Raw genomic sequence first — 25337 nt, forward strand, 5'->3', positions numbered from 1 at the left:
ACAGCCCCTTCAATTTACAATGATAAAAAATTTGCGGCGCGTCTTCTCATATTCGATTCTCTGTATTCCGGAAGATATTGTGAGCTCAGATCAGACTGCAGGAAATGCTGATATGATCCATGCCCTCTGTGCCAAACTCAGTTCTTCCCCAGAAGAAAGCAGAGCGCGAACGCCACAATATCCGCCGCCACGATGGTGGAACCGACCGGGGTTCCGGCTAAAATCGAAATCAAAATTCCGGCCAGAGCACAGACAACCGAGAGAATCACGGAGCAGATCGTGACTGCCCGAAAGCTCTGGAATACCCGCATAGCAGAAAGAGCCGGAAAGATCACCAGAGCCGACACCAGAAGAGCCCCCACCAGATTCATGGCCAGAACAACCACCAGGGCGATCATAACGGCAATCAAAAGATTCCAGGCCCCGGCGCGAATCCCGACCGCCCTGGCAAAGGTCTCATCAAAGGTCACCGCGAAAATACGGTGATAGAAGACAATGAACATGGCTACGACCAGGGCTGACAGAATCAGGCAGAGAATGACATCCTGCATGGTCAGGGTCAGAATCGTCGTCGATCCGAAGAGGGTTGTTGAGATCTCCCCGGCCAGATTCGAGGCAGTTCCGAAGATATTCATGAGCAGGTATCCCATAGCCAGAGCTCCCACCGAGAGCATGGCGATGGCCGCGTCTCCCTTGATCTTGGCGTTCTGTCCGGACCGCAGCAACAGAATCGCCGCGAGAACAGTCAGCGGCAGGATCAGAGCAAGATGATTGGACAGCTTTAAGACCGTGGCGACTGCCATAGCGCCGAAGGCCACATGACTCAGTCCGTCTCCGATATAGGAATACCTCTTTAAGACCAGGGTCACGCCCAGCAGGGAGGAGGAAAGGGCAATCAAAACGCCCACAACAAGGGCATAGCGCACAAAGGGATAGGCCAGGTAATGCGTCAGGGTATCAAGCATGGCGGCCTCCTTTCGACAGGTAGTATTGTCCGATCGGACTCTTTGCGAACGCATCGGAGCTTCCAAAGAAGACCTGATCTCCCAGATAGAGAATATGACTTGCATTCTCTGCTGCCGCCCGCACATCATGAGAGATCATGATGACGGAAATGCCCTCCCGGTGGAGCTTTTCCACCAGCTCGTACATAGATAAAGTGGCTTTGGGATCCAATCCGGTCACCGGCTCATCCAAAAGGAGGACCTGGTCTGTTGCCGCCAGAGCGCGGGCCAAAAGGACTCTCTGCTGCTGTCCCCCCGACAGCTTCCGGTAGGAGCAATCCTTAAGCTGGCAGATATCCAGCCGGCGCATACAGAAATGGGCTCTCTCCTTTTCCTCCTGGGTATAGAAGGGGTGCCAGGAGCCCCTGGCCTGACATCCGGAGAGAACGATCTCCCTGACAGAAGCCGGAAAATCTCTCTGTGTCTGGGTCTGCTGGGGCAGATAGCCAATGCCTCCCGCGGCGGCCTCCTCATCCAGCCAGATTCTGCCGGACAGGGGCTCCTGCAGCTTGAGCAGGGTCCGCATAAGGGTGGATTTACCGGCTCCATTCTCACCTACAATACACAGATATGCCCCTCTCGGAAGCTGAAAATTCAGTTTTTCCACCAGAACCTGCTCCCCATATCCCAGGGTCAGATCCCTGCAGGTTAATATATCCATTTTTTCTCAATCAATTCATCAATTCATGGCCTGCTTGAGCAGATCAAGGTTCTTACTCATCACATTGAGATAGGTGGCTCCATTGGATACGTCCTCTGCCTTGACCGACTGCATGGAATCCAGGCTTAAAACCTTCAGATCCGCAACCCCGGAATTCTGCTTGATGGATTCCGCCAGCTTATGGGTCTCACCCTCGATGGTCAGGACAGCCGGAAGCTTCAGCTCCTTGATCTTATTGGCTAGAAATGCCACCGTCTCGAAGCTCGCCTCAGACTCGGCGTCACATCCCTCAAAGGCCGCAAAATAGTCCAGTCCGTAGTCATTAACCAGATAGCGGAAGGGGAATCGATCGCCGAAGACCAGGGTCTTGTACTTGGCGGAATCCACAGCCTGCTGGTACTTCTGATCCAGATCATTCAGGAGTTCCCCGTAGACCTTGGCATTCTTGGCATAGGCCTCCGCATTGTCCGGATCCGCCTCTGCCAGCGTCTTCTGAATCTGGTCTACAGCGATCTTGGCATTCTTGAGCGAGAGCCAGACGTGCTCATCCATCTCCTCCTCTCCCTCTTCATGATCCTCGTGGGTATTCTCCTGCATACCCTCCTTCTGCTCGACCGGCTTGACGCGGTCCTTTAAAACCTCCATCAGATTGATGGTCTTCTGATTGGGATTGGTCTTATTCTTCAGGGCATCCTCAACCCAGGCATCCGACTCTCCGCCCACATAGACAAAGACGTCCGCTGAGGAAACCTTTGCGATATCTTCAACGGTGGGCTGGAAGCTGTGAAGGTCAACCCCCTTGTCCATAAGCATGGTCACTTCCGCATTACCGGCCTTGTCCCCAAGGACTCTCTCAACCCAGTCATACTCCGGGAAAATCGTCGTCACAATCTTCAGCTTCTTGCCGCTGTCCCCCTTGGACTCCGTTGTCGTCTTCGTATCCGAATCACTCTTTGCGGAATTCTTCGATCCGCCGCAGGCCATCAGGCCAAAGGCACACAGTCCGGCCAACAGAACAGCCGCGATTCTCTTTCCTCTCATCCTCTTCTCCTTCTCGTCCGAAAGCTCCTGCTTTCTCTTGCTTGCATCCGGTTTTCAATCCGCCGCACAAGACTCGGCCCTGCTTCGACACTCCTGACAGAGTCCGAAGAAGGTCGTTCTGGCCGGATTAATGGCAAAGCCGTGATGGTCCAGGATGTGTTCCACAAAGGCGTCGATCATCTGGCAGTCCAGGTGCATCAATCTGCCGCAGGACTCACACTTGAGATGATAGTGCTCCCGGCAGCTTTCGCTCTGGTCCCCCAGATACTCGAAGCAGGCGGCCGTCTTCTCGTCGATCAGGTACTTGCGGACCAGACCCTCTGAGACCAGCTTGTCCAGCTGGCGGTAAACGGTCGTCATCCCGATTCCAAGCTCCTGCTCCTTACAGTAATGAACGACATCAGAAGCGGTAAAATGCTTCCCGCCAGTCGATTTCATATAGTCGATCAGCTGTCGTCTCTGCCTGGTCTGATACTCCGCCTTCTTCATGGAACAAATCATCCCTTCCTGTTAATATGAAAACCATTTTCATATTATGGAGATCTCTCCTGTCCCTGTCAATATAAAAATCATTTTCATATTGATGTTTTCATATTGAGAGCTTTGCTATCGACGATGACCGCCGACATATACACTCATGCCGATCAGGCCGAGATCCTCTATACGGTCAAAATCCTTTTTTGACCGGAGGGCTTGCAGTGGGTGTTGCACTGGGTGTTGTAGTAAAACGTCTAAAATAGTCTACTTTTTAAATGCTTTCATCGAACATACGCTCCATATGAGAAAAAAGGAAAACCCCCGCAAAGCCTGTAAATACAAGCTCTGCAAGGGTTTTTGTCTTCGTCGGAATGACAGGACTTGAACCTGCGGCCTCTTGACCCCCAGTCAAGCGCGCTACCACCTGCGCTACATCCCGCTGCAACGAAAACTATTGTAGCGGATTTCTGTTCCAGGCGCAAGCGCAAAATTTCCCGCGTTCAGCCACCTGTGTAGATTTCACTTGTTCTGCACGCGCCTTCAAAAGCTGAAAGGAAAAAGGCTCTCAATCCAAACGCAACCCAAAACCTGGCCCTGCGCTCAGCCAGAGCGAAAGAGTTCTCTGACCGCCTGCTCATAGTCTTCTCTTTGCCTGCTCTTTCGGATTTTCTTCAGATAGCGGTCTCCCTCCGAAAAATGAGCTGCCAAATAGCTCCAGAGCTCCTTCATTCGAAGAAGGGCATTGCCGTAACCATCCATCGCCTGGGCATATCCCTCAAAGAGCTCACCCACAAAATTCTCCAGCTCCGCCCGGTCAGCGGGCGGTCCTCCCCGCACTTTCCGAAAGAGTGCCGGATCCCGCAGGACCCCTCTTCCCAGCATCAGGCCGTTAAAATGCTTCTGCAAATCATGGCCCTCTGCCCGGACCAGGATCTTTTCTCCATCCTCCGGGGTCAATATGTCTCCGTTGTAAGAGACCGGAAGGTTATTCTTCTCCAGGGCCTTGCAGAAGCTGTCCTGATCAGGCATACCGGAGTAAGCAGCCCGGCCGACCCTGGCATGAATCATCAGACGGGCGATCGGATACATCGTGTAGACCCTCATCAGATCCTCCATCTCTCCCGCGTCTTCCATCCCCAGGCGGGTCTTGACAGAAATCCGAACTGGAATCCTCTGACGTTCCAGCCCTTCAAAGACCCGGTCGAAAAACCGGTTCAGCTTAAGCGTGTCCTCCAGCATCCCGCAGCCTTTCCCCTTGGCGGTAACTGTAGGAGATGGGCAGCCGGCATTGAGATTGACCTCCTCGTATCCCAGATCCGACAGATACTGACATCCCCAGAGAAAGAGGTCCGGATCACTGGCCATAAGCTGCGGAACCAGGCGCGGCTTGCCGGTCGCTGACAGGCCGATCTGATTGCGCGGATCCACATCCCGCCTTTCCCGTCTTTTAAAGGTATGATGCTGATTGACAACCAAAAATGGCGTGTAATAGACATCCGCTCCCGGGAAGTCCTTAGCCAGGGCATTTCGAAAGACATAACCCGTCAGTCCCTCCATGGGCGCCATCTCCAGTTGGATCCCCTCTCTCATCCGATTTGCTCCCTCCTGGAAATCCATTACGCCATTCTAGAAAATGGCGAGTCAACTCATCTGATCTGTCCCCTGTAAAATCCTCTCAGAAAACTCCTGTTCTTTGATCCTCCTCCAAAAAACATTCCTCCTTCCTATAATCCAAGCTCTTCCTGTAATCCAAGCTCTCCCCCTATAATCCCAGTTCTCTCGCGATCTCCTCAGCCTGATCCAGAACAGTCTCAAATTTCTCCAGGGCCTGGTCCAGAGGAGCAGGCGTATCCAGATCAACACCCGCATGGCGCAGCTCATCCAGAGGATGCCTGGAAGATCCCATGGACAGGAAATCCAGATAGCGTCTCACCGCGGGGACGCCGTCTCTTCTGATTCCCTCTGACAGGGCAACCGCGCTTGAATAGCCGGTCGCGTAGACATAGACATAGAAGGGACGGTAAAAATGAGGAATCCTTGCCCACTCATATTTGACCGCGTCATCAATGACAAGTTCCTCCCCGAAGTAGTCCCGAATCAAATCCAGGTAAGTCCGGTTGAGAGTCTCCGGGTCCAGTGCCTGTCCTTCTTCTGCCTTCTCGTGAACAATCTTCTCGAATTCGGCGAACATCGTCTGCCGATAGACGGTTCCCTTGAAATTCTCCAAATACTGGTTGAGCAGAACCAGCCTCTCTCTCAGATCACTCGTCTTGCCCAGCAGGTTCTCGATCAGCAGATTCTCATTGACTGTGGAAGCTACCTCCGCCACAAAGAGTGTGTAATCCGCGTAGTGAGCGGGCTGGTGGCTCCTGGCGTACCAGCTGTGCATAGAATGCCCCATCTCATGGGCAATCGTTGATACCGAGTCCAGAGTCCCGCTGAAGTTGGTCAGAATATAGGGCTTGGAATGATAGGTCCCCGCAGAAAACGCTCCGCCCCGCTTGCCCATATTGGGGTAGACATCAATCCAGCGGTCGGCAAAGGCCCTTTTGACGACACTTTTGTATTCCTCTCCCAGGGGCGCGATCGCGTCAAAACCATTCGCCTGGCCTGCTCATACGTGTAAGACTGGGCGGACTCGCCGACCAGCGGGGCATAGAGGTCATAATAGTGGAGCTCCTCCAGACCCAGCAGGCGTTTGCGCAGGGCGACATAGCGATACATAGCCGGCATGTGGCGGCGAACAGCCTCGATCAGATTCTGATAGACCTGATCCGGGATATGATTGGCCTCCATGGCCATGCGACGGGAGGAGGCATAATGACGCACCCTGGCAGTCGTCACCGCAGTCCTGACCGCCGTCGCATAGGTAGACGCCAGTGTATTGATATGCTGCCGATAGCCCTTGTAAAGAGAATCGAAGGCATTTTTGCGAAGAAGACGGTCTGCGGAGGACTGCAGTCGGATGTAGGAAGATCCACTGACTTGATGGGGTTTTCCCGCAGCGTCCACGGCGTCCTCGAATACCATATCCGCGTCCATCAGGTTCTCCGAAATATTGGCGGGGGCTCCAAAAGCCTCGCCATACTGAGCCAGAAGCTCCTCCTGATCTGCGGACAGAGTGTGGCTCTTCTCCTCCAGAAGATCCTCCATGGCCTGTCTGTAGTCAGCCAAAGCCGGATCTTCAACGATTGCCCTCAGTTTCTCTTCCTCCAGAGAGAGAATTTCGGCTTTCGCGAAGGAGAGCCTGGCCATGGCCCGGACGTACTTGCCATAGATCAGGGCATGCATCTTCTGCCCGGCTGCCGCTCGGGTGTCTTCACTCTTTCGGAGCATGGCGTATTCAAAGAGGTCGGACAGGAGCAGCTCCAGCTTCTCGCTCTTGTCATAGAAGGCCCGTATACTCCCTGCGTCTTTCAGCTTTCCCTGAAAAGCAGCCGCCTCCTCGACCATAGGCTCCAGCGTCGGCAGGGCCTTCTTCCAGTCCTCATCGGAGGCATAGAGGGAGGATAAATCCCACATGTATTGCGGATTCATATCTCTGCGTTCCTGTAAGGTCTGACTCATATTTCCTCCTCATAAAATCAAACCGCATGTAAGCGATTCGTTCTCTTTCTTCATTTGGCTGTCATCTGATCATTTTAGCCTTTATCCGGTCTTTCTAGCCGTTATCCGGTCTTTCTAGCTGCTATCCGATCTTTCTAGCTGTTATCCGGTCTTTTTGGCTGTCATCTGATTCTTTTATCCCTCTGCTCTTTTTATCGGAAGCTTTCGACAATCGCCTGCTCCCAGGCCCCCGTCAGATCCTCAAGCGACCAGGCCGCATTGGCCGGACTGGTCGACGGGACCTGACGGACAGGGACCCGCCTGCTGCCGGGGCGCTCCCGGTAGAAATCATCCAAAAGAGAGGTCAGATACTTCTGAAAATAGCGGTAAGAGGAAGCCCCGTTGCAGAGAATGACGCGAATCGGGCATGCCGCAAGCAGCATAGGGATATCCGATGGGATGACATTTTTAATAGAAGCATCCGATGATCCTTTGATATCGCACTCAGAAATTGTATCCCAGGCGGCGATTCGATTGATATGCAGAAAATGCCTCTTCTCCTCCCTGCTCCAGGGAAAATCCGGAAAAGTCTCGCGCAGAGAAGCCTCCTGGTCAGCGCTCCTGGCCCAGGACACAGGGGGAGCAGTCGCCACTTCCGCTTTCTTTCCTGCGCCTTTATCCCTCTCTCTGGCGCCCTCTGCCATTTTCACTCCTGCCTTTACTTTCTTCCCTGTATCCTCGTTTCCTGTGTCCTCCGCTCTCTGCTCCGTTTCCTTTCCCTGCTCTGACGACGTTTGGGTCTCTAAGCATCCCCGCTTCTTCAGAAGATAGAGCACCCTCCAGAAACGATTCTGTGGGTGCCCGTAATAAAAAGCTAGCTCCCTGGACTTGACGGAGGGAACCGATCCCAGAATCAGAATCCGGGACTTCTCGTCATATTCCGGGCCAAAATCCTCATGTGTGACATGGCTGTATTCCAATGCTGCTCCTTTTTTGCTTTTAGAGGAATCCGCCCCTGGACAGGGCCAATCCCTTGTGTGCCAGGCAAATTATATTTTCGATCGGAAATCCTGTCAAACCCGGATCCTGTGGTAGAATGAGAAGAGCAATTCAGGAGGAGATCAAATGTACATTCAGCTGAAAAACCAGGTTCTCTATTACGAGAAGAGCGGGCAGGGAGACCCCATTCTCCTCCTGCACGGCAACGGAGGAAGCCACGGAGAATTTGACGTTCTGACCGCCGACCTGGAACTGGACTACACCGTCTACGCCATGGACTCCCGGGGACAGGGCCTCTCCGCAAAGCCGGCGGAATTCCACTACCAGGATATGGCGGACGATGTTGTCGGCCTGATTCAGGCCTTAGAAATAAAAAAGCCCGCCATCTATGGTTTCTCTGACGGCGGCATCATCGCTCTGCTCGTTGCCTCTCAACACCCCGACCTGGTCTCCAGTCTCATGATCAGCGGAGCCAATCTCTCACCCAGGGGCGTGAGCTTCTTTGTCCGCCAGCATATCAGACGGCTTGCCAAAAAAACCGGGGATCCCCTGCAGACCCTTATGCTGACCGAGCCTCATATTACGAGAGCCGATTTAGAGAAGATATCCTGCCCCACCCTTGTTTTGGCCGGCTCCATGGATCTGATTCTTCCCGCGGAGACCAGAAGGATCGCCGAATGGATTCCCGATTCTCAGCTTATGATCCTGCCCCGGGAAACCCACTCCTCTTATGTCCTCCACTCCGACAAGCTGGGACCCATCCTGCGCAAATTCTTAAATCCGAATTCATTCTGACCTCTGTCAGCCAATATCTTTCGGTCGGTGGCCGGCAATCTTTTCTCCTCTTTTATATCCCCCTTAGAGTGTCCCCCATTCCGGAAATGCTTTTCCCTCTTCCGTAACCATCAACCACAGTCAAGGCAAGAAGAGATACAAGGCAATCAACGCAGAGGGAGAAAAGCGTATGGTTTTAACTGCCGTCATGTTATAATGTTTTGGATATTTCAGACGATGGAGATGATACAGAGGTAACTATGTTATACGCGATTGGTAAGAATAAAATTGTTCGGGCTGATAACGACGGCATTTCTGTGGCGGAAATTCACTTTCATGAGACAGCCCCCCATGTCTATGAGATCACTGAGGTGCTGACCGCAGCACCCGATGACGATGATCAGGATCTGGACAAGCTCATGTCCAAGATGGTCAGCCACATGCGCAAGCACGGCAATACCATTTACAGCAGAGATGACTTCGCTCAGGAGTGGCTGGAGGATCACCCGGAATCACATGACATCTGGCGTGACGCCCCCTCTAAGCACACCTCTGTATCAGAGGCGGTCTCACAGATTGCCGAGTCATTTCCCGAGGGCAGAGCAAGCAGGGAGGATAGCTCAAATGAGGATCTCTCAGACGGTCGTCCCCCCGAAAAGGGCTTGACCGCCGCGGAGCTTCCCTCCAAGGGAGTTCGCAAATTCGGACGTTTCCTTCAGTACCTGTCCGTTCTCGCCATGCTTGGCATTGTCGCTCTCTTTGTCCTGTCCGCTGTGCAGAATATCTCGACTGTCTCAGAGACACTGAAGGACTCTCCCACAGGACTTAACGTCTTCCGCCTCGCCACCCTGATCACCCCCATCATCGGGATTCTTCTGGCTCTGTGGATCCTCTCCCGCAGAAGGTTCACGGTTGATGGCGTTAAAACCCGCCTGGACTGCGGGCGCGGCGCCTTCCCCTTTACCATTCTGCTGATCGCTCTGATTCTGACCCCCACGGCTTCTCTCTACCTGGCCAACCTCATGCAGGCCGGTATCCACGCCGGTCTGGCTATGGGACTTCGCAGCTTCCTGACTGTCCTCTCCATACGGGCTGTGCCTGAGGGCGGACTGGCAGCGGCAGGTCTGCTTCTGAGTATCATCCGGCAGTTTGTGGGGAGATAAGGATTGACAGGATCAGATGGATTTTTTCCCTTCCAGAATCTTCGCTTGCCATAAATCTCCACTCGCCATAATGTAGTGTCTGCTCAACAACAGTAATGAACCTTGAAAACCATTGATTTTACGGCATTTCTCTCCGGTCTGCAGGGCTTCTGTAGTATAATGGAAGTGCAGGAAAAACCTGCTGTTCCGGTCAAAAACCTTGCACTTTGGAGTAAAGCCTGTGTACAAAAAAGATCGACTCCGTCAACTCGGCCTTGCTGATTTTAACCAGCCCATCGGCCTGAAAATGAATCCCGATAACCGGTGGGTCAGGAAAGCCGAAGCCATCCCGTGGAATGATATCGAGGATCGCTACGCCGAACTGTTTCCGAGTCAAACCGGTATGCCCGCCAAACCTCTGCGAATGGCGCTTGGATCTCTGATCATTCAAAAGCAGTACGGCTACTCCGACAGAGAACTTGTGGAGCAGATCATGGAGAATCCGTATTACCAGTACTTTGTAGGGCTTCCCGGTTTTCAGGAAGAGCAGCCGTATGCGCCTTCTCTTCTGGTTGAATTCAGAAAACGGCTGACAGAAGAGATCCTCGGAGAGATCAATGAGATGATCATTGCTTATAATCATCCGAAGGATCATACCCCAAAAGGCGATGGCGATAACTCTGCTCACCAATCTGATTCCGATAAAGAGGCTCCAAACAGCGGCACACTGGTACTTGATGCCACATGCGCTCCCCAGTACATTGCGTTTCCTCAGGACATCAACCTGATGAATGAAGCAAGAGAAAACCTGGAAGAGATCATTGATACGATCTGTTACGAATACAATGAAAGCAGCCCCCGCACTTACCGCAGAAACGCCAGGAAAGATTATCTGTCTCTTGCAAAACGCAGAAAGCGGACGGCCAGACTGATCCGGAAAGCGATCAAAAAGCAGCTGCAGTACATACGGCGCGACCTGGGATACATTGACGGATATCTGGAAAGAGGCATGACGCTGTCGGAGAAACATGCCGCGCGTCTGGCCGTCATCCGGACAGTCTATGAACAACAGAAGTACATGTATGAGAACAATGTCCACAGCGTGCCGGACCGGATCGTCAGCATCAGCCAGCCATACATCCGTCCAATCGTCAGGGGCAAAGCCAAGGCACCAACCGAATTCGGAGCCAAGCTGGATCTGAGTGTTGATGACGATGGTATGGCCCGGATCGAAAAGCAGTCATTCGATGCGTACAATGAAAGCGATGTCCTGCCACAGGCGGTTGAGAATGACAGAAAGCGCACTGGTCACTATCCGGAACGTATCCTGGCAGATAAGATTTATCGGAACAGAAAGAACCTGAGCTTCTGCAGAGACCACGGAATCCGCCTTTCAGGACCGGCCCTTGGCAGGCCAAAGAAGGACACACAGATTGAAAAAAAGCAGGAATACACGGATGCTGTAGACCGCATAGGCGTCGAGCGGGCATTCCGTCTGGCCAAGCGGAGCTATAGTCTGGGTCTGATCCGCACAAAACTGGATACAACGACCAGATCATCCATCGTACTGTCTATCATTGCGATGAATATAGACAGGCTGGCAGCCTTTTCTTTATACGAATTTCTGAAATCGATTTTTCAAGGTTCAGAACCAGGGAAAATATGCTTCCTGGTGTTAAAAACAGCATAGAGCCAATGCAATTAAAAATCAGTAGTTACTGAGCATACACTACTTATTGGCAAATGAGCGAAAGAATTGGAGGCCCATATAGAGCGGCCAACCTGACGCGCTTTGTTCAACTAGGAAAAATCGAAATTGATGCAAACAAAGGGCAGATATTAGAAGTTCAAATCTGCTTTTTCGTTTGCACCATCTTCGATTCTTTCCTTAAGGATTTTTTTAGGAAGGAAAATATACTCAGGTGAAAGATAAAAAGTATTCAATAATAGAAAATCTACAATACTGTATTAAAGCAACGATTGATAACTATCCCAGACTAATTGTACTTTGTATATTGGTAATAGTGTTGAATGCACTACTTCCGGTAGTCACAACTTTTCTGCCGAAAGTAGTTATTGATGAATTAACAAATGGAAAGACAATACGGCATTTGATGATCAGTACAGGAGCTTTTACTGGTGTTATTGCTCTGGGAACAGGATTACAGAAATTTTTGGGCAGACTAATATATTGGCACAAGTATAAAATGAATACTTATTTTTTGAAAATAGTTACACATAAATCACTTACAACTGATTATTGCAATCAGGAGGATGAACATTTTCGAAATCTTCAAAGTGAAGGATTTGTAAGTTGCAGTGGAAATTTTTCATATTATGCTCAAATTTATGATGCAACTGTTAAATTTTTTTCTAATTTAATTGGGTTTATTACCTTTTTGGGACTTTTGATAGGACTAAATCCAATACTAATTGTATTCTTGGTTATAACGACAATCATAAGCTTCATCCTAAATAAACAAATAATAAAATGGGAAGAAGAAAATAATGAACAAAAAATAAGATATGAGCAGAAAATGCAGTATATAACGAGAATGGCTGGTGATATAAAAGCCGCTAAAGACATAAGAGTTTACCATATGGCTGATTGGCTTAATCAGGTATATCAGAAGAATATTAACGGCTTAAATAAATGGTACAAAAGATACGCATCTAAACTATTTAAAGTATCTACGTCTGACAGTGTGTTTTCATTACTTCGTGAAAGCATTACATACTCATATCTGTTGTATCTAGTATTAAATGAAAATATGAGTGTCGCAGATTTTGTCTTGTATTTTAATGTGGTAACAGGATTTACTGTATTGCTCAATAGTATTCTGGGACAGGTGAATACAATGAATAGATTGAATATGTCTATTAACAGATTCAGAGCTTTTGTGGAATATCCGGAAAGTTATTGTAATCATAGTGATGTAGATATAAAAAATCCTACTATACCACATACTATTGAGCTTAGGGATGTAAGCTATAGATATAATAATGAAACAGAGAATATTTTAAATGATATAAATCTTGTTATTAATCCAGAGAGCCATCTCGCAGTTGTTGGATTAAATGGGGCAGGAAAGACAACTCTGGTAAAACTTATTTGCGGGCTTGTCGATCCAACTGAAGGAAGGGTTCTTTATGATGGTGTTGATATAAAAAAATATAATCGAAAAGAAGTATATAAATTATTTGGTGCAGTTTTCCAACAGTTTTCAATTTTGCCAGTGACAATTAGTGAGATAGTTGCTGAGGATACGATAGATCAAGTTGATTATGACAGATTGAATACATCCCTTGAACAGGCTGGATTAATGGACAAAGTCAACAGCTTAAGAGAAGGAGTAAATACTAAATATGACAAGACAATGTGGGATGATGGAATAGATTTGTCTGGAGGCGAAAAACAAAAATTGCTTTTAGCAAGAGCTCTTTATAAAAATTCACCAATTGTAATTTTAGATGAACCGACCGCGGCATTGGATCCTATTGCAGAACGGAATATGTACGAAATTTATAACGAGGTAATGAGGGATAAAACAACATTGTTTATTTCACACAGATTGGCATCCACTCGATTCTGTGACCGGATAATTCTTCTGGAGAATGGAAAAATTATTGAGGAGGGAAACCATGATGAGTTATTAAATAAACATGGCAGATATTATGATTTGTTTGAGACTCAGGCAAAATACTATAGGGAAGAAAAAAAATATGAAAATGACAATAAAACAACGGTATAAAATAACATTCCGTGGATATCGAATTCTTGGAAAATATTGTCCAGGCCTAATTGGCTTTAAGATAATTGGTTCAATTATAGAATCCATATCTCCTTTTATTAATATTTGGGTTTCAGCACAAATCATTAATGTGATTGCTAATGATAAAAGCATTAATAAGCTTTTTATGTACGTATTGTTAGCAGTTATAACCAATTTTATATTTGCAATAATTAAAAATGTTGTGGATAGGATAAGTGGAGTGAAAGAGGCAAGTATGTGGGACTGTTTTTCAAAAATTTTTTGTGATAAGCAGATGAGTGTGGATTTTGTCGATCTGGAAAATGTAGAATATCAACATCTTAAGCAGAAGGCAGAAGAGAATTTATTTATGTTTGGAAATGGTCTTGCCCAGCTAGTGTGGGACACACCAGGAATGATTAATGTCATAGTAAGTATATTAGCGTCAACAGCTTTGTCTATTTCTCTTTTTTTAGCTGATTCTAGCATTAAGTGGTTGAATTCTCCAGCCTGGATATTGGTAGTCTTTTTATTGATAGTAATTGAGGGGTATATTCTTGATAAGTCAAAGAAGAAAGAACAGGTAATATTTAGCAAGTGGAGTGATGGTTCGGTATGGTTCAATAGAGCTTTTGATTTTTATGGCCAGAATCTAGATCTGGATCTTCAGAGAGCTAAGGATGTAAGAATTTATAGACAAGATAAAATAGCAGAAAATGAAATCAATAAAATGATTATTCATAACATGCGAGAAGATGGATTAATTACAAAGATGAGCTATTATCAGGGCATTAGTTCGTTTTCAGCAGGTGTAATAAATGCCCTTTGTTACCTCTTTATTGTTCTGAAAACATATTTTGGCGCGTTTCCAGTTGGCAATATGGTTCAGTATGTGGGTACATTGGTGAAAATGACTGAAAATTTCGGAAATTTAACCAGCGCATTAGCTGAAAACAAAATATATTGTCAGCATCTTCAAAAGTTATATGAGTTTTTAGATATGTCTGGACAGGATGTAGCAGAGCATAAAACAAAGCTATTTGATAGTATGAATAATCCAATAAAAAAAGAATTACATATTGAGTTTAGAAATGTGTCTTTTAAATATCCGGGAAGTGATATATATGTTTTAAAAAATGTTAGCGCTAAATTTGATGAAGGTAATAAATATGCCATTGTAGGGCAGAATGGATCAGGTAAGACAACATTTGTCAAGCTATTGTGTAGGTTATATGAACCGACCGAGGGTGAAATTTTACTTAACGGGTATAACATTAATGAGTTTGACTTTAAAGAGTATCTAAGATATTTGGCAGTTGTGTTCCAAGATTTTCAACTGTTTTCATTTGGAATTGGGCAGAATGTTGCAGCTGGTATTGATTATGATCCTGAAAAGGTCGAGCTAAGCATTAGAAAAGCAGGAATATCTGATAGGGTAAAGAACATGCCTGAAGGACTTGAAACATGTCTGTATAGAGATTTTTCTGAGAACGGAGTGGAGATTTCAGGTGGTGAAGCACAGAAGATTGCTTTGGCAAGAGCTATTTATAAAAATGCTCCACTGATGATTTTAGATGAACCAACTTCAGCACTCGATCCTATTGCAGAGGCTGAAGTTTATTCTAGTTTTGATAATATCGCTAATAGTTTAATTACAATATATATAAGTCATAGATTATCATCGTGCAAATTCTGTGATGTTGTGACAGTGTTTGATAAAGGTATGATTGTACAAAGGGGCGCACATAATGATTTGCTCCTAGATGTTGAAGGAAAGTACTATGAGCTTTGGAACGCCCAAGCGAAGTATTACCATACAAAACATAAAAAATCCTTAAGGAAAGAATGAGAGTATGAAAAAAAGTCTGTAAATAGCATATGATCCTATGCGGGGTCTCCTGTGATACACTAATCCACAGGAGGCCTTTACTATGGCAAGAAAAGCAACCAATCCACAAGGTAGTGATGACCGACGGGAAACGTCAGATCATCCAGCAACTGCTCCAAGAGTATGACATCGAATCCTTGAGGACATCCAGGATGCCCTCAAGGATCTGCTCGGCGGAACTATTAAGGAGATGATGGAAGCCGAAATGGATCACCATCTTGGCTACGAGAAGTCCGAGCGCTCCGACTCCGACGACTACCGCAACGGCTACAAAGAAAAAACTGTCAACTCCAGCTACGGTTCTATGCGGATCGATGTCCCACAGGACCGCAAGTCCACATTTGATCCCAAAGTTGTCAAAAAGCGACAGAAAAACATCTCTGACATTGACCAGAAAATTATCTCCATGTATGCCAAGGGGATGACCACCCGCCAGATTTCCGACACACTCATAGATATCTATGGGTTTGAAACCTCTGAGGGTTTCATATCGGACGTAACGGATAAGATCCTGCCCCAGATTGAGGACTGGCAGAACCGGCCTCTCGATGACGTCTATCCGGTTCTCTACATCGACGCGATCCACTACTCCGTCCGGGACAATGGGGCCATTCGGAAGATGGCGGCTTACGTCATCCTTGGAATCAGCTGCGAAGGAAAGAAAGAGGTCCTGACAATCGAGGTCGGCGATAACGAGAGCGCCAAGTACTGGCTGGCCGTTCTCAACAGCCTTAAGAATCGCGGGGTCAAGGACATCCTGATCATCTGCGCTGACGGGCTGACCGGGATCCGGGAGGCGATTCAGGCGGCTTTCCCGAAGACAGAATACCAGCGCTGCATCGTCCACCAGGTCCGGAACACCTTAAAATACGTGGCAGACAAAGACCGCAAAGCCTTCGCCAACGACCTCAAGACAATCTACAATGCGCCCAACGAAGAGCAGGGCCGAGCTAACCGGGACAGGATCACGGAGAAATGGTCAGAGAAATATCCGAACGCCATGAAACGGTGGGAACGCGACTGGGATGTCATCACTCCAATCTTCAAGTTTTCCGCAAATGTGAGGATCGTCATCTACACGACGAACGCGATCGAGAGTTTGAACGCCACATACCGCAAGCTGAACCGCCAGAGAAGCGTCTTTCCGAGCGATCGGGCACTTCTGAAAGCCTTATACCTGGCCACCTTCGAAGCCACGAAAAAATGGAGCATGGCGATCCGGAACTGGGGGCAGGTGTACGGCGAGTTGTCGATCATGTACGAAGACCGGCTTCCTCTGTAAGGCTGAGAGCAGCAAAAACGGGCGGAAAGGTCCGCCCGCTGTTGACATGCCAACTGGCATCCGTTATAAAATAAGCAACCATCTGATAGCCGATAGCACTGCTTTTTCGGACTGTCAGGCATAAATCTTATCACAGGAAATCTTATTTACAGAAATCTTTTCACACGCTCGCCGCCAATCGGATTTTCACCGATTATAAGATCTCTACTCGTCGAATTTCTCCCATGGAAATCCGCAGACCATCCTCCATGCAGAGGCTTCTTTCATTCAAATCCAATTCCTTCAGATACCCCCGGTATTTCCGATATGTCCCTCCCTTCTTACAGGGATCTGCCTGGAAATATTCGATTTCTATCTCTTCCTGTCCCGGGCTTTCCAGGATCATACGAAGCTTCTGATCCAGCTCCAGACGGGCACTCTCTGTCAGATCCGTCCTCTCTTCTACCGGACGGGCTGTCCTGGCAAGCTCATCATCATAGCCTGACAGGGCGGAAAAGGGGGCGAATTGCGCCGCCCGGATTCTGTAGTCCGCATGTGGATGTCTGCGCACCCCCTTCCAGTCCGTGTGAATGATATCTCCATATTTCTCCAGGACAATCTGATCTTCTCTCATCTCAGATTCCAGGGGATCAATCCCATCGGTGTGGCAGCGGGACTTCCCGGAATTTGCTCTTATTTTTGGGCCACTGTCCCCTGCTCCTTCTCTTGCCATCTCCATCCCCTCTCTTGTCGGAATTTGCTCTTATTTTTGGGCCTATATCCCCTGTTCCTTCTCTTGTCATCTCCTGACTGGCCCTTGTCCTTTCAGCCCGGCGGGGTTTGGGATCTGCTGTTGGATCCGTGGAGGAGGCCGACTCTGTGCTTTAAGCCCGGTGTCCCCCGATCTGCGCATTGCGCTCTCTTGCGTTAGCTCCTTCCTGCAGATCTGTCCCCCGCAGAACGGCATTCTTGCCAAAGCGCTTCTTTAAGGCGAGAACCGCCTCCTGCGCTTTCTTTTCCCTTGCCTCCTCTTCCCTGTCCGTATCCCTCCTGTCCTCTTCGCTTCCCATACCCGCGAAAAGCTCCAGCTGCTCATACTCCATCTGCCTCTCCTGCCCCTCCGGCAGGATGTGGGCCGCCTCCAAAGTCAGCCTGCGTATCAAGAGTCCGGGATCTGTGATCTGATCATACAGGTCTAAGAGGTAACGACTGATCAGGCGCTGAGAGGACGTATGGCGGGGCAGACAGCTGGAAGCGTGAGCGGACTTGGGCACCTTGCGCCCATAAAAATCCGTCTGAACCTCTCCCCGATAGCGGTCTCTGATGAAGGAGGACTCCAGATTGCTGCGGTCATAGCCCACCGTCAGAACTATCTGATCCGTCAGGCATTTCCTGTCGATCAGGTCTAAGACCAGACTGTCACACATCTCCCGCAGCAGAACGCGGGCCCTTTCATTCGATGTCGCCTCCTGGAGAATCTGCCCGATTCCCAGGGACTTGCTCTTGGGATGATAGGCGCGGTAATCCGCGATGGTGACCGGCTCCCTGCCCCAGGCATGGTCGATCAGATACTCCGCATTGACGCCAAAAGCCCGAAATAATACGTCCTCATCAGACAGGGAGAGGCGGGCGATGTCTCCCTGGGTGTAAATGCCCATGGAGGCCAGCCTGCGCGCCGTCCCCCTCCCAATCCTCCAGAAATCTGTGAGAGGAGTGTGATTCCAGAGCATGCGCCGGTAACTGAGCTCATCCAATTCGGCGACCCGAACCCCGTCCCCATCCGCGGGCACGTGCTTGGCCACAATGTCCATAGCCACCTTGCAGAGATACATGTTAGGAGCAATGCCTGCCGTCGCCGTAATTCCCGTCTTGGCAAGAACATTCCGGATGATTTTCGTCGCCAGCTGATGCGCCGTCAGCCCATAGGCCCTCAGATAATGGGTCACATCTAAAAAGACCTCGTCGATGGAATAGACATGAATATCCTCCGCCGCCAGGTAGTTCAGATAAATCTGATAAATATCGGCAGAGACCTCCTCATACCGTCTCATCTGCGGCCTGGCTACAATATAATCCAGCTCCAGTCCCGGATTGGCCGCGAGCTCCGGGGCCAGACAGGAACTCCCCTCGAAGGCTCTGCCGCCGATTGCGTGGCGTCTGGCCGCATTGACCTGCTCTACCGCCTGTATCACTTCAAAAAGTCTGGCCCTGCCGGCAATGCCACAGGCCTTGAGGGAGGGGGAAACCGCGAGGCAGATGGTCTTTTGGCTGCGGCAGAGATCTGCGACCACCAGATTCGTCGTCAGAGGATCCAGCCCCCGCTCCCAGCACTCCACAGAGGCATAGAAGCTTTTCAGGTCGATCGCGATGTAGGTGTGCTCCTGTCCTTCTGACATCTCTTTTCCCCTCTTAACAACTCCTGCCAACCTTATCCGCCAATGATCCATGGATCAGAAGAGGGCGACCTTCGGCCGCCCTCTTTCTTCTCTTTTCCTCTTGTTCGCTTATCATACAATTGAATAGGCGCTCCGCGCATATTCAATTGTCATGAATCACTGCCGAATCCACTTCTCCCAGTCCTGAATGATCGACCTGTCATCAAAGTAATTGATCCGCATGGCGTCCCTCACCTGGGCCAGGGTCTCATTGGTGCATGCGACTGCATTGGCCGTGCCCCGGGCCAGGATGTCATAGACCGCGGGAATGTCCGCTTCCCATCTGGCGCGCTCGGCGCGGATGGGAGCCAGGCGCTCCTCCATCACCTTGATCAGGAACTTCTTGCACTTGACGTCTCCCAGTCCGCCCCTGGCATAGTGATCTTTCATCTCCTGCAGATTCTTATAGTCGGGCAGATACTCCGCAAAGTGGTCGTCATGGCAGAAGGCGTCCAGATAGGTAAATACCATGTTGCCCTCAATGTGACCGGGATCCTCGATGTTCACATGCTCCGGATCGGTGTACATGCTCATGATCTTCTTCTTGACGGTTCCCGCGTCATCCGACAGATAGATACAGTTACCGAGGGACTTGGACATCTTGGCCTTGCCGTCGATCCCGGGCAGGCGGCGCTGGGCCTCCGTCTCCGGGAGAAGAATATCCGGCTCTACCAGGACATCCCTCTGATAGGTCTGATTGAAGCGGCGGACAATCTCTCTGGTCTGCTCGATCATGGGTTCCTGATCCTCTCCGACCGGGACCATCGTCGCCTTAAAGGCAGTGATATCCGCCGCCTGAGAGACGGGGTAGGTAAAGAAACCGACCGGCAGGCCCTGGGCATTATCATTCTCCCCCTCCGCGGAGGAGAAACCCCGCATCCCCATCTCCGCCTTGACCGTCGGATTCCTGGACAGGCGCTGGGTGGTAACCAGATTCATATAATAAAAGGTCAAAGCGTGCAGGGCGGGGATCCCGGACTGCACACAGATATTGGACTTGTCCGGATCAATTCCAATGGACAGATAATCCAGCGTCACCTCGATGATATTATCCCGGATCTTCTGGGGATTGTCCCAGTTGTCTGTCAGGGCCTGGTCATCGGCGATCAGAATATAAATCTGATCAAAGGCGCCGGAATTCTGCAGCTCGACCCTCCGCTGCAGAGATCCCACATAGTGACCCAGGTGAAGCTTCCCGGTCGGTCTGTCCCCGGTCAGGATGATTTTCTTCTCGCTGTCTTTCGCTAACATCGCTCTCTCCTATCGAATCTATGTTCTATATACTAACATTTTCTTTCCATCTCCGCCAGAGAAATCTGTGCTCAAGTCCGATATGGTATCAGGAGATCTCCAGCAGCTCCAGGACCATCGGATCCCGATAATCCCTGATAACGGGAATCTGCTCTCTGACTACCTGCTCGGCCACCTCCTCTGACATGCGCCTGCGATCCGGTGCATAGAGAACTCCCTTCATTCCAAGAGCCCGGGATCCCGTCACATCGTGAAGGAAATTGTCCCCAATGAAGACGCAGTCCCTGGGATCCACATCCGCCTCCCTGGCACAGTAGGCAAAAAACCCTGCTGACGGCTTCTCGAAGCCGGCCAGCTCCGACGGAATGATCTGGCTGATCAGGTCGGACAGACCCAGACGGGCGATTTTCTGGTACTGGGGAAAGGCGGTCAGATTCGTCCCGATCCCCACATAGACGCCCGCCTTCTTCAGCTCCTTTAGAAGCCCAATGATCCCCGGCTCCGGCGCTAAATATCGGAAGGTCACCTCCCAGTAGATCTCCTCCAGACGTCCGGCGTGCGGACTGGCGGAATACCCCTCTTCCTCTAAAAACATGGCGTTGCGCAAGGTCCTGGAATGGCAGGCCAGGTTATCGCTGCCCAGACGCTCCTGGATGGCGTCCATATAGCGGTAAATGCTCTTATGATAGGCTCTCCTGTCCCCCTGATAGCCCAGCTGCTCCCGCAAATATGCCACAGAGGCTTCTTCTGCCGCCTGATTACAGACGCCAAAATCATACAGGGTATCATCCAGGTCGAAAAATACGGCGCGATCTCGCATGGCCTCTCCCTTCATTCATGACTGCATCGCAATGAATCCCTGCCATTATAACGCAAGAAGCTGTGAAAAAACGAATGGAGCCATCATATTCTCCCGCGCGCAAAAGCAGGCGCGCGATTTGTGATGGCTGTCTTCGTATTTCACAGCTGATGGACTCTTTTCCTATCCCCGAAAGGGGCCTCTTTTCTCCCGCTCACAGGTCGGCGACAATCAAACCCCTGCCCGTCACTTTATGAAGCCAACCTGCTTGCTGATGAGGGCGACCTGGTCATCCTTCTTCCTGTTATACTCCACCTTCTTCTCTTCAAAGTAATTCCTTCCATAGGAATCAATGGAGACAATCAGGGGGCCAAACTCCTTGACATGACAGTGCCAGAGCGTCTCCGGCATGCCAAGATCCTTCCACTGAGCCTCCACGATTTCCTCAACCTCCGTCGCCGCGACAACCGCGTTCCCCGCGGGAAAGACACAGTGAATCGCTCCGAATTCCTCACAGGCCCTCTGCGTGTTCTCTTTCATTCCTCCCTTTCCCAGAATGACGCGAACACCGGTCCTCTTTACAAATTCATACTCAAACTTCTCCATCCGCATTGAAGTCGTCGGTCCCACCGATACCATCTGGTAATGGTCTTCGTCCAGGGGACGAATGATAGGTCCGGCATGAAGAATCGCGGCGTCCCGGACATCTACCGGAATCTCTCTTCCCTCTTCTACGACACGGCGGTGAGCCACATCCCTGCAGGTCGTGAGATCGCCTGTGAGATAAATGATATCGCCGATATGAATGTCCTTCAGGTCCTCCGCGCTGACCGGAGTCCGAAGAATCTTTTTCCCATCTCTTATTTCAACAGCCATGATCCTGTTCTCCTTTCTGATCAATTCTCTCTGTATTCAAATCCCGTATGCGTATCAATTGAGAAATTCAGATCCCTGTCAAAGACAATGTGACCTCTCCTGTGGCTCCAGCATCCCACATTGACGGCCACTCCGATCGCGGACGGATGACGGGCTGTATTTTCAATGTTCACACCCATCACAGAATAATTGCCTCCCATTCCCTGGGGTCCGAGGCCGATCGCGTTAATGCCGTCTTCCAGAAGTCTCTCCATCTTGGCTGCGTTCGCGTTATCATTGTGGGTGCCGATCGGGCGCATCAGGGCCTTCTTGGAGTTCATCGCCGCCGTCTCGACAGATGTCGCAACGCCAACGCCGACCAAAAGCGGCGGGCAGGCATTCAGACCATAGGAGGTCATCCGGTCAAGAACGAATCTGGTGACGCCCTCGTATCCCTCTCCGGGCATCAGAACCGTCGCGTTTCCCGGGAGCGTACAGCCGCCCCCCGCCATATAGGTGTATATTTCGCACTGATCAGAATAGGGTACAATGTCCCACCACACGGTCGGCGTCCCCTTTCCTACATTTTTCCCGGTATTATACTCGTCAAAGGTCTCTACGGAGTTATGACGAAGGGGGGTATTGACCGTCGCCTGGATGACGGCCTGCTTCAAAAGCCCTTCCAGCTCGTCGATCAGAGGGAACTTGCTTCCGCATTTCACCCAGAACTGAAGGACGCCCGTGTCCTGGCAGGATGGCCTGTCTAAAGCCACCGCGAGCTCCTGATTCCGAAACATGGTGTCGTAAATCACCCTTGCCATCGGACTGTCTTCCTTGTCCCGAAGCTCCTCAAGCTTGCCGATCACATCATCCGGCAATTTCTTGGCGGTGAAGCCCACAAACTGCGCCATGATATCAGTCAATTTTCTAACCTGTAATTCATTCGACATTTTTTCCTCCTCTGTATTGAAAATCACTCGGATGCCATGAACCGTCTTCCGCATGTCATCCATAAGGTCATCCTGTTGTCAACCGCGATCCGTCTTTGCGGCCCTTCTCATGGGAAGAAGGGGAAGGCGATCGGAAGAATGATCATGCTGACCACCGTCGCAATCGCAATCAGCGGAAGTCCTGCCTTCACATAATCGTTAAAGCGATATCCACCCGCGCCTAGGACCATCGTATTCGCCGGCATTCCGATCGGCGTCGCGTACGCGCAGGAACCGCCGATGACGCACGCCATCAGTACGGCCTTCGGATCCGCCCCCATCCCCTGGGCGATGGAGAGACAAATCGGAGCCATCAGGGCAGTTGTGGCCGTATTGGACATAAAATTGGTCAGCGCGCAGCAGATGATGAAGACGACAAAGGTGAGCAGATAGGGCGAGGGATTGGATCCCAAAAGGCCGATCACACGGTCCGCCAGCATCTCGCCGGCTCCGCTTTTCTGAAGGGCGGACGCAAGGGACAGGGTGCCGCCGAAGAGGAAAATCGTCTTCAGATCAATGGATTTCAATGCGTCCTTCTCGGAAATCACTCTCGTTACCATCAGAAGAATCGCCCCGATGCAGCCCGTAATACAGAGCTTGATCCCAATCTGATCCTCAAATATCATTCCGAGCAAGGTCGCGAGCAAAATGACCAGAGACAGGACCTTCTTCCACTTGGGGACATGGTCAAAATCCCTCTTGTCATCAAACAGCGACCCCTCATCCGTCACATCGTGATTCGGCAGGAGCTTGTAACCGATGGTCGCATAGAAGATAATTCCCGCCGCAAGAATCGGAATCCCCGCGATCGCGTACTCGAAAAAGCCGAATTTCGTGCCCAGCGATTTCTCGAGAACGCTCTGGGCGATCATATTCCCCGGCGCCCCGATCAGAGAAAGATTGCCTCCCATGGCCGCCGCAAAGACCAAGGGCATCAGAAGCCTAGACCTCTTAAAGCCGGATTTCGCGGCAATTCCGATCACGACCGGTATCAGAATGGCGGCTGTTCCTGTATTGGAGAGAAAACCGCTCATCAGGCCGACAATCACCATAATTGCGACGATCAAGCTTCTCTCTGTCCTGGCGAACTTTGTGACCACCCCTCCGATGGCATTTGCCATTCCCGTCTCGAACAGAGCGCCTCCGACAATAAACATCGCCACAAACAAAATCACGTTGCTGTCGATAAAACCCGAAAAAGCGGTTTTTACATCGAGGACGCCCGTCACCGTAAGGCCGATGCATACGATCATCGACGTCAGCCCGAGCGGGATGACCTCTGTGACAAACATGATGATCGCAAAGGCCAAAAAAAGTAGCGTAATAACTGCTGGACTCATAGATCCCCTCCCTGAAACCTGTTTGATGCCTCAAAAGCTCTTTGATGGTCCCATCTTAAGCCGCGTGTATTCTTTTGTATATTTGCTTAAAATGAGCCTGGTATAAAGAAATTTAATGTTGTCAAAAACAGAGCGTGAAATTTGTGCACACCTCATAAAAAACAGGCTATACTGTCTGTAAGACCCAGCTGCCACTTGCGCAATCCGGGCCAAGACAAGCGCTTTCCTATACCGGAGAACAGGAGCCCTGCCATGACCTTAAATCAACTGGAATATTTCTGCGCTGTGTGCCGTTATCACAGTATCACCAGAGCCGCAAATGAGCTCTACGTCTCCCAGCCGACCATTTCTGTCGCGATCCGAAATCTGGAAAACGAATTTCATATCCGTCTCTTTAACCACGGAAAAAATCAGCTCGCTCTCACTCCCGAGGGCGAGGCCTTCTACAAAAAGGCCGACCAGCTCCTGCACTACAGTCAGGACCTCTATTCTGAGTTTTCTCTGACCGCAAGAGGAAATGAATCCATCCGGCTGGGGATTCCGCCAATCCTGAGTACGGTCTTTTTCCCAGAGATCATGCTTGCCTTTCAGGAGAAGACTCACATTCCCCTGCAGCTCTTCGAATACGGTTCGGTCCGTGCCTGCAAAATGGTTGAGAGCGAGGAATTAGACCTCGCCATCGCCAATCTCGATTTCTATAACGTGGACAAATTTCATTACCAGGTCATGAAGACGGACAGTCATGTATACTGCGTCTCCAAAACAAATCCTCTGGCCAAAAGAGACTCGATTACTTTTGAAATGTTGGCGGACCAGCCCAGCATTCTCTTCAATACCGACTCCGTACAAAACCGCACGATCATGTCCCGCTTTCACGCCGCGGAGATAACCCCCAATATCATCATGTACAGCAGTCAGATCAGCACTGCCAGAAAATACATCCTGGAAGACATTGCCGGGGCCTTCTTCTACTCCTCTGTCCCCCTCTCCTGTGACGACATCATAAAAATTCCTATCGAGCCTGAAATCACAAGCAGGATAGGAATCATATGGAAAAAAGGGGTCTATGTGAGAGACAGCGTGACCCGTTTTATTGAATTCGCGAAAACATATCAGCTCTAGT

The 25337-nt window shown here is 50.0% G+C and carries 21 protein-coding genes, 1 tRNA gene and 1 pseudogene; 7 read left to right on the plus strand and 16 right to left on the minus strand.

Features of this window, described 5'->3' with window-relative positions:
• Window positions 1-137 precede the first annotated feature (137 nt).
• The 9 genes from GCWU000342_RS02810 to GCWU000342_RS10880 form a co-directional block, all read right to left on the minus strand.
• Window positions 138-965 carry a metal ABC transporter permease gene (locus GCWU000342_RS02810; protein WP_006905715.1) on the minus strand — a complete coding sequence of 276 codons (828 nt, stop codon included), beginning with the start codon at window positions 963-965 and terminating at the stop codon, window positions 138-140.
• Complete coding sequence (locus GCWU000342_RS02815; RefSeq protein WP_006905716.1) at window positions 958-1665, minus strand: metal ABC transporter ATP-binding protein; 708 nt, start codon at window positions 1663-1665, stop codon at window positions 958-960. Before GCWU000342_RS02815 ends, GCWU000342_RS02810 begins: the two co-directional genes overlap by 8 nt.
• 18 nt (window positions 1666-1683) lie before the next feature.
• Complete coding sequence (locus GCWU000342_RS02820) at window positions 1684-2706, minus strand: metal ABC transporter substrate-binding protein (RefSeq protein ID WP_006905717.1); 1023 nt, start codon at window positions 2704-2706, stop codon at window positions 1684-1686.
• 54 nt (window positions 2707-2760) lie between these two features.
• On the minus strand, window positions 2761-3195 hold the full coding sequence (locus tag GCWU000342_RS02825; RefSeq protein ID WP_006905718.1) for a Fur family transcriptional regulator: 435 nt from the start codon (window positions 3193-3195) through the stop codon (window positions 2761-2763).
• Between the two features lie 354 nt (window positions 3196-3549).
• A tRNA-Pro gene (locus tag GCWU000342_RS02830) sits at window positions 3550-3622 on the minus strand.
• A 161-nt stretch (window positions 3623-3783) separates the two neighbouring features.
• Complete coding sequence (locus tag GCWU000342_RS02835) at window positions 3784-4773, minus strand: tRNA dihydrouridine synthase (RefSeq protein ID WP_049921492.1); 990 nt, start codon at window positions 4771-4773, stop codon at window positions 3784-3786.
• Window positions 4774-4945: 172 nt separating this feature from the next.
• Window positions 4946-5710 carry a M3 family metallopeptidase gene (locus GCWU000342_RS10825; RefSeq protein ID WP_278081588.1) on the minus strand — a complete coding sequence of 255 codons (765 nt, stop codon included), beginning with the start codon at window positions 5708-5710 and terminating at the stop codon, window positions 4946-4948.
• The gene (locus GCWU000342_RS10830; protein WP_006905721.1) at window positions 5632-6750 is read right to left on the minus strand and encodes a M3 family metallopeptidase; all 1119 of its coding nucleotides are present in this window, start codon (window positions 6748-6750) and stop codon (window positions 5632-5634) included. Before GCWU000342_RS10830 ends, GCWU000342_RS10825 begins: the two co-directional genes overlap by 79 nt.
• A gap of 191 nt (window positions 6751-6941) precedes the next feature.
• A complete protein-coding gene (locus GCWU000342_RS10880; protein ID WP_006905722.1) occupies window positions 6942-7709 on the minus strand; it encodes a uracil-DNA glycosylase family protein in 768 nt (255 codons plus the stop codon).
• Between the two features lie 145 nt (window positions 7710-7854).
• On the opposite strand from GCWU000342_RS10880, the gene GCWU000342_RS02850 reads away from it, so the two are divergent.
• The 6 genes and pseudogenes from GCWU000342_RS02850 to GCWU000342_RS02880 all read left to right on the plus strand — a co-directional run bounded on the left by GCWU000342_RS02850 (window position 7855) and on the right by GCWU000342_RS02880 (window position 16566).
• The gene (locus tag GCWU000342_RS02850; protein WP_006905724.1) at window positions 7855-8523 is read left to right on the plus strand and encodes an alpha/beta fold hydrolase; all 669 of its coding nucleotides are present in this window, start codon (window positions 7855-7857) and stop codon (window positions 8521-8523) included.
• Window positions 8524-8762: 239 nt separating this feature from the next.
• Complete coding sequence (locus tag GCWU000342_RS02855; RefSeq protein ID WP_006905726.1) at window positions 8763-9665, plus strand: hypothetical protein; 903 nt, start codon at window positions 8763-8765, stop codon at window positions 9663-9665.
• Between the two features lie 220 nt (window positions 9666-9885).
• Window positions 9886-11334: an IS5 family transposase gene (locus GCWU000342_RS02860; protein ID WP_006905728.1), complete on the plus strand. Its 1449-nt coding sequence runs from the start codon at window positions 9886-9888 to the stop codon at window positions 11332-11334.
• Between the two features lie 232 nt (window positions 11335-11566).
• Window positions 11567-13396 carry an ABC transporter ATP-binding protein gene (locus GCWU000342_RS02870; protein WP_006905730.1) on the plus strand — a complete coding sequence of 610 codons (1830 nt, stop codon included), beginning with the start codon at window positions 11567-11569 and terminating at the stop codon, window positions 13394-13396.
• Window positions 13308-15245, plus strand: coding sequence for an ABC transporter ATP-binding protein (locus GCWU000342_RS02875; RefSeq protein WP_242649966.1), 1938 nt, complete (start codon window positions 13308-13310; stop codon window positions 15243-15245). Before GCWU000342_RS02870 ends, GCWU000342_RS02875 begins: the two co-directional genes overlap by 89 nt.
• Before the next feature lie 116 nt (window positions 15246-15361).
• Window positions 15362-16566: pseudogene (locus GCWU000342_RS02880) on the plus strand (IS256 family transposase).
• A gap of 193 nt (window positions 16567-16759) precedes the next feature.
• Here the strand turns inward: GCWU000342_RS02880 and GCWU000342_RS02885 are convergent.
• The 7 genes from GCWU000342_RS02885 to GCWU000342_RS02915 all read right to left on the minus strand — a co-directional run bounded on the left by GCWU000342_RS02885 (window position 16760) and on the right by GCWU000342_RS02915 (window position 24214).
• Window positions 16760-17278 (minus strand): hypothetical protein, encoded by a 519-nt coding sequence (locus GCWU000342_RS02885; RefSeq protein WP_156784474.1) that lies wholly within the window; start codon window positions 17276-17278, stop codon window positions 16760-16762.
• Between the two features lie 151 nt (window positions 17279-17429).
• The gene (locus GCWU000342_RS02890) at window positions 17430-18941 is read right to left on the minus strand and encodes a Y-family DNA polymerase (protein ID WP_045000195.1); all 1512 of its coding nucleotides are present in this window, start codon (window positions 18939-18941) and stop codon (window positions 17430-17432) included.
• 156 nt (window positions 18942-19097) lie between these two features.
• Window positions 19098-20231: a tryptophan--tRNA ligase gene (gene trpS / locus GCWU000342_RS02895; RefSeq protein ID WP_006905736.1), complete on the minus strand. Its 1134-nt coding sequence runs from the start codon at window positions 20229-20231 to the stop codon at window positions 19098-19100.
• A gap of 88 nt (window positions 20232-20319) precedes the next feature.
• On the minus strand, window positions 20320-21051 hold the full coding sequence (locus tag GCWU000342_RS02900) for an HAD family hydrolase (protein WP_045000197.1): 732 nt from the start codon (window positions 21049-21051) through the stop codon (window positions 20320-20322).
• Between the two features lie 225 nt (window positions 21052-21276).
• Complete coding sequence (gene ttdB / locus GCWU000342_RS02905; RefSeq protein WP_045000199.1) at window positions 21277-21906, minus strand: L(+)-tartrate dehydratase subunit beta; 630 nt, start codon at window positions 21904-21906, stop codon at window positions 21277-21279.
• 20 nt (window positions 21907-21926) lie between these two features.
• On the minus strand, window positions 21927-22835 hold the full coding sequence (ttdA, locus tag GCWU000342_RS02910) for a L(+)-tartrate dehydratase subunit alpha (protein WP_045000599.1): 909 nt from the start codon (window positions 22833-22835) through the stop codon (window positions 21927-21929).
• Between the two features lie 107 nt (window positions 22836-22942).
• The gene (locus GCWU000342_RS02915) at window positions 22943-24214 is read right to left on the minus strand and encodes an SLC13 family permease (protein ID WP_006905741.1); all 1272 of its coding nucleotides are present in this window, start codon (window positions 24212-24214) and stop codon (window positions 22943-22945) included.
• Between the two features lie 252 nt (window positions 24215-24466).
• Between GCWU000342_RS02915 and GCWU000342_RS02920 the strand changes: the two genes are divergently transcribed.
• A complete protein-coding gene (locus tag GCWU000342_RS02920; protein ID WP_006905742.1) occupies window positions 24467-25336 on the plus strand; it encodes a LysR family transcriptional regulator in 870 nt (289 codons plus the stop codon).
• The last annotated feature ends 1 nt before the right edge of the window (window position 25337 follow it).

It is taken from the genome of Shuttleworthella satelles DSM 14600 (genome assembly GCF_000160115.1).
GTDB classification, from domain to species: domain Bacteria; phylum Bacillota; class Clostridia; order Lachnospirales; family Lachnospiraceae; genus Shuttleworthia; species Shuttleworthia satelles.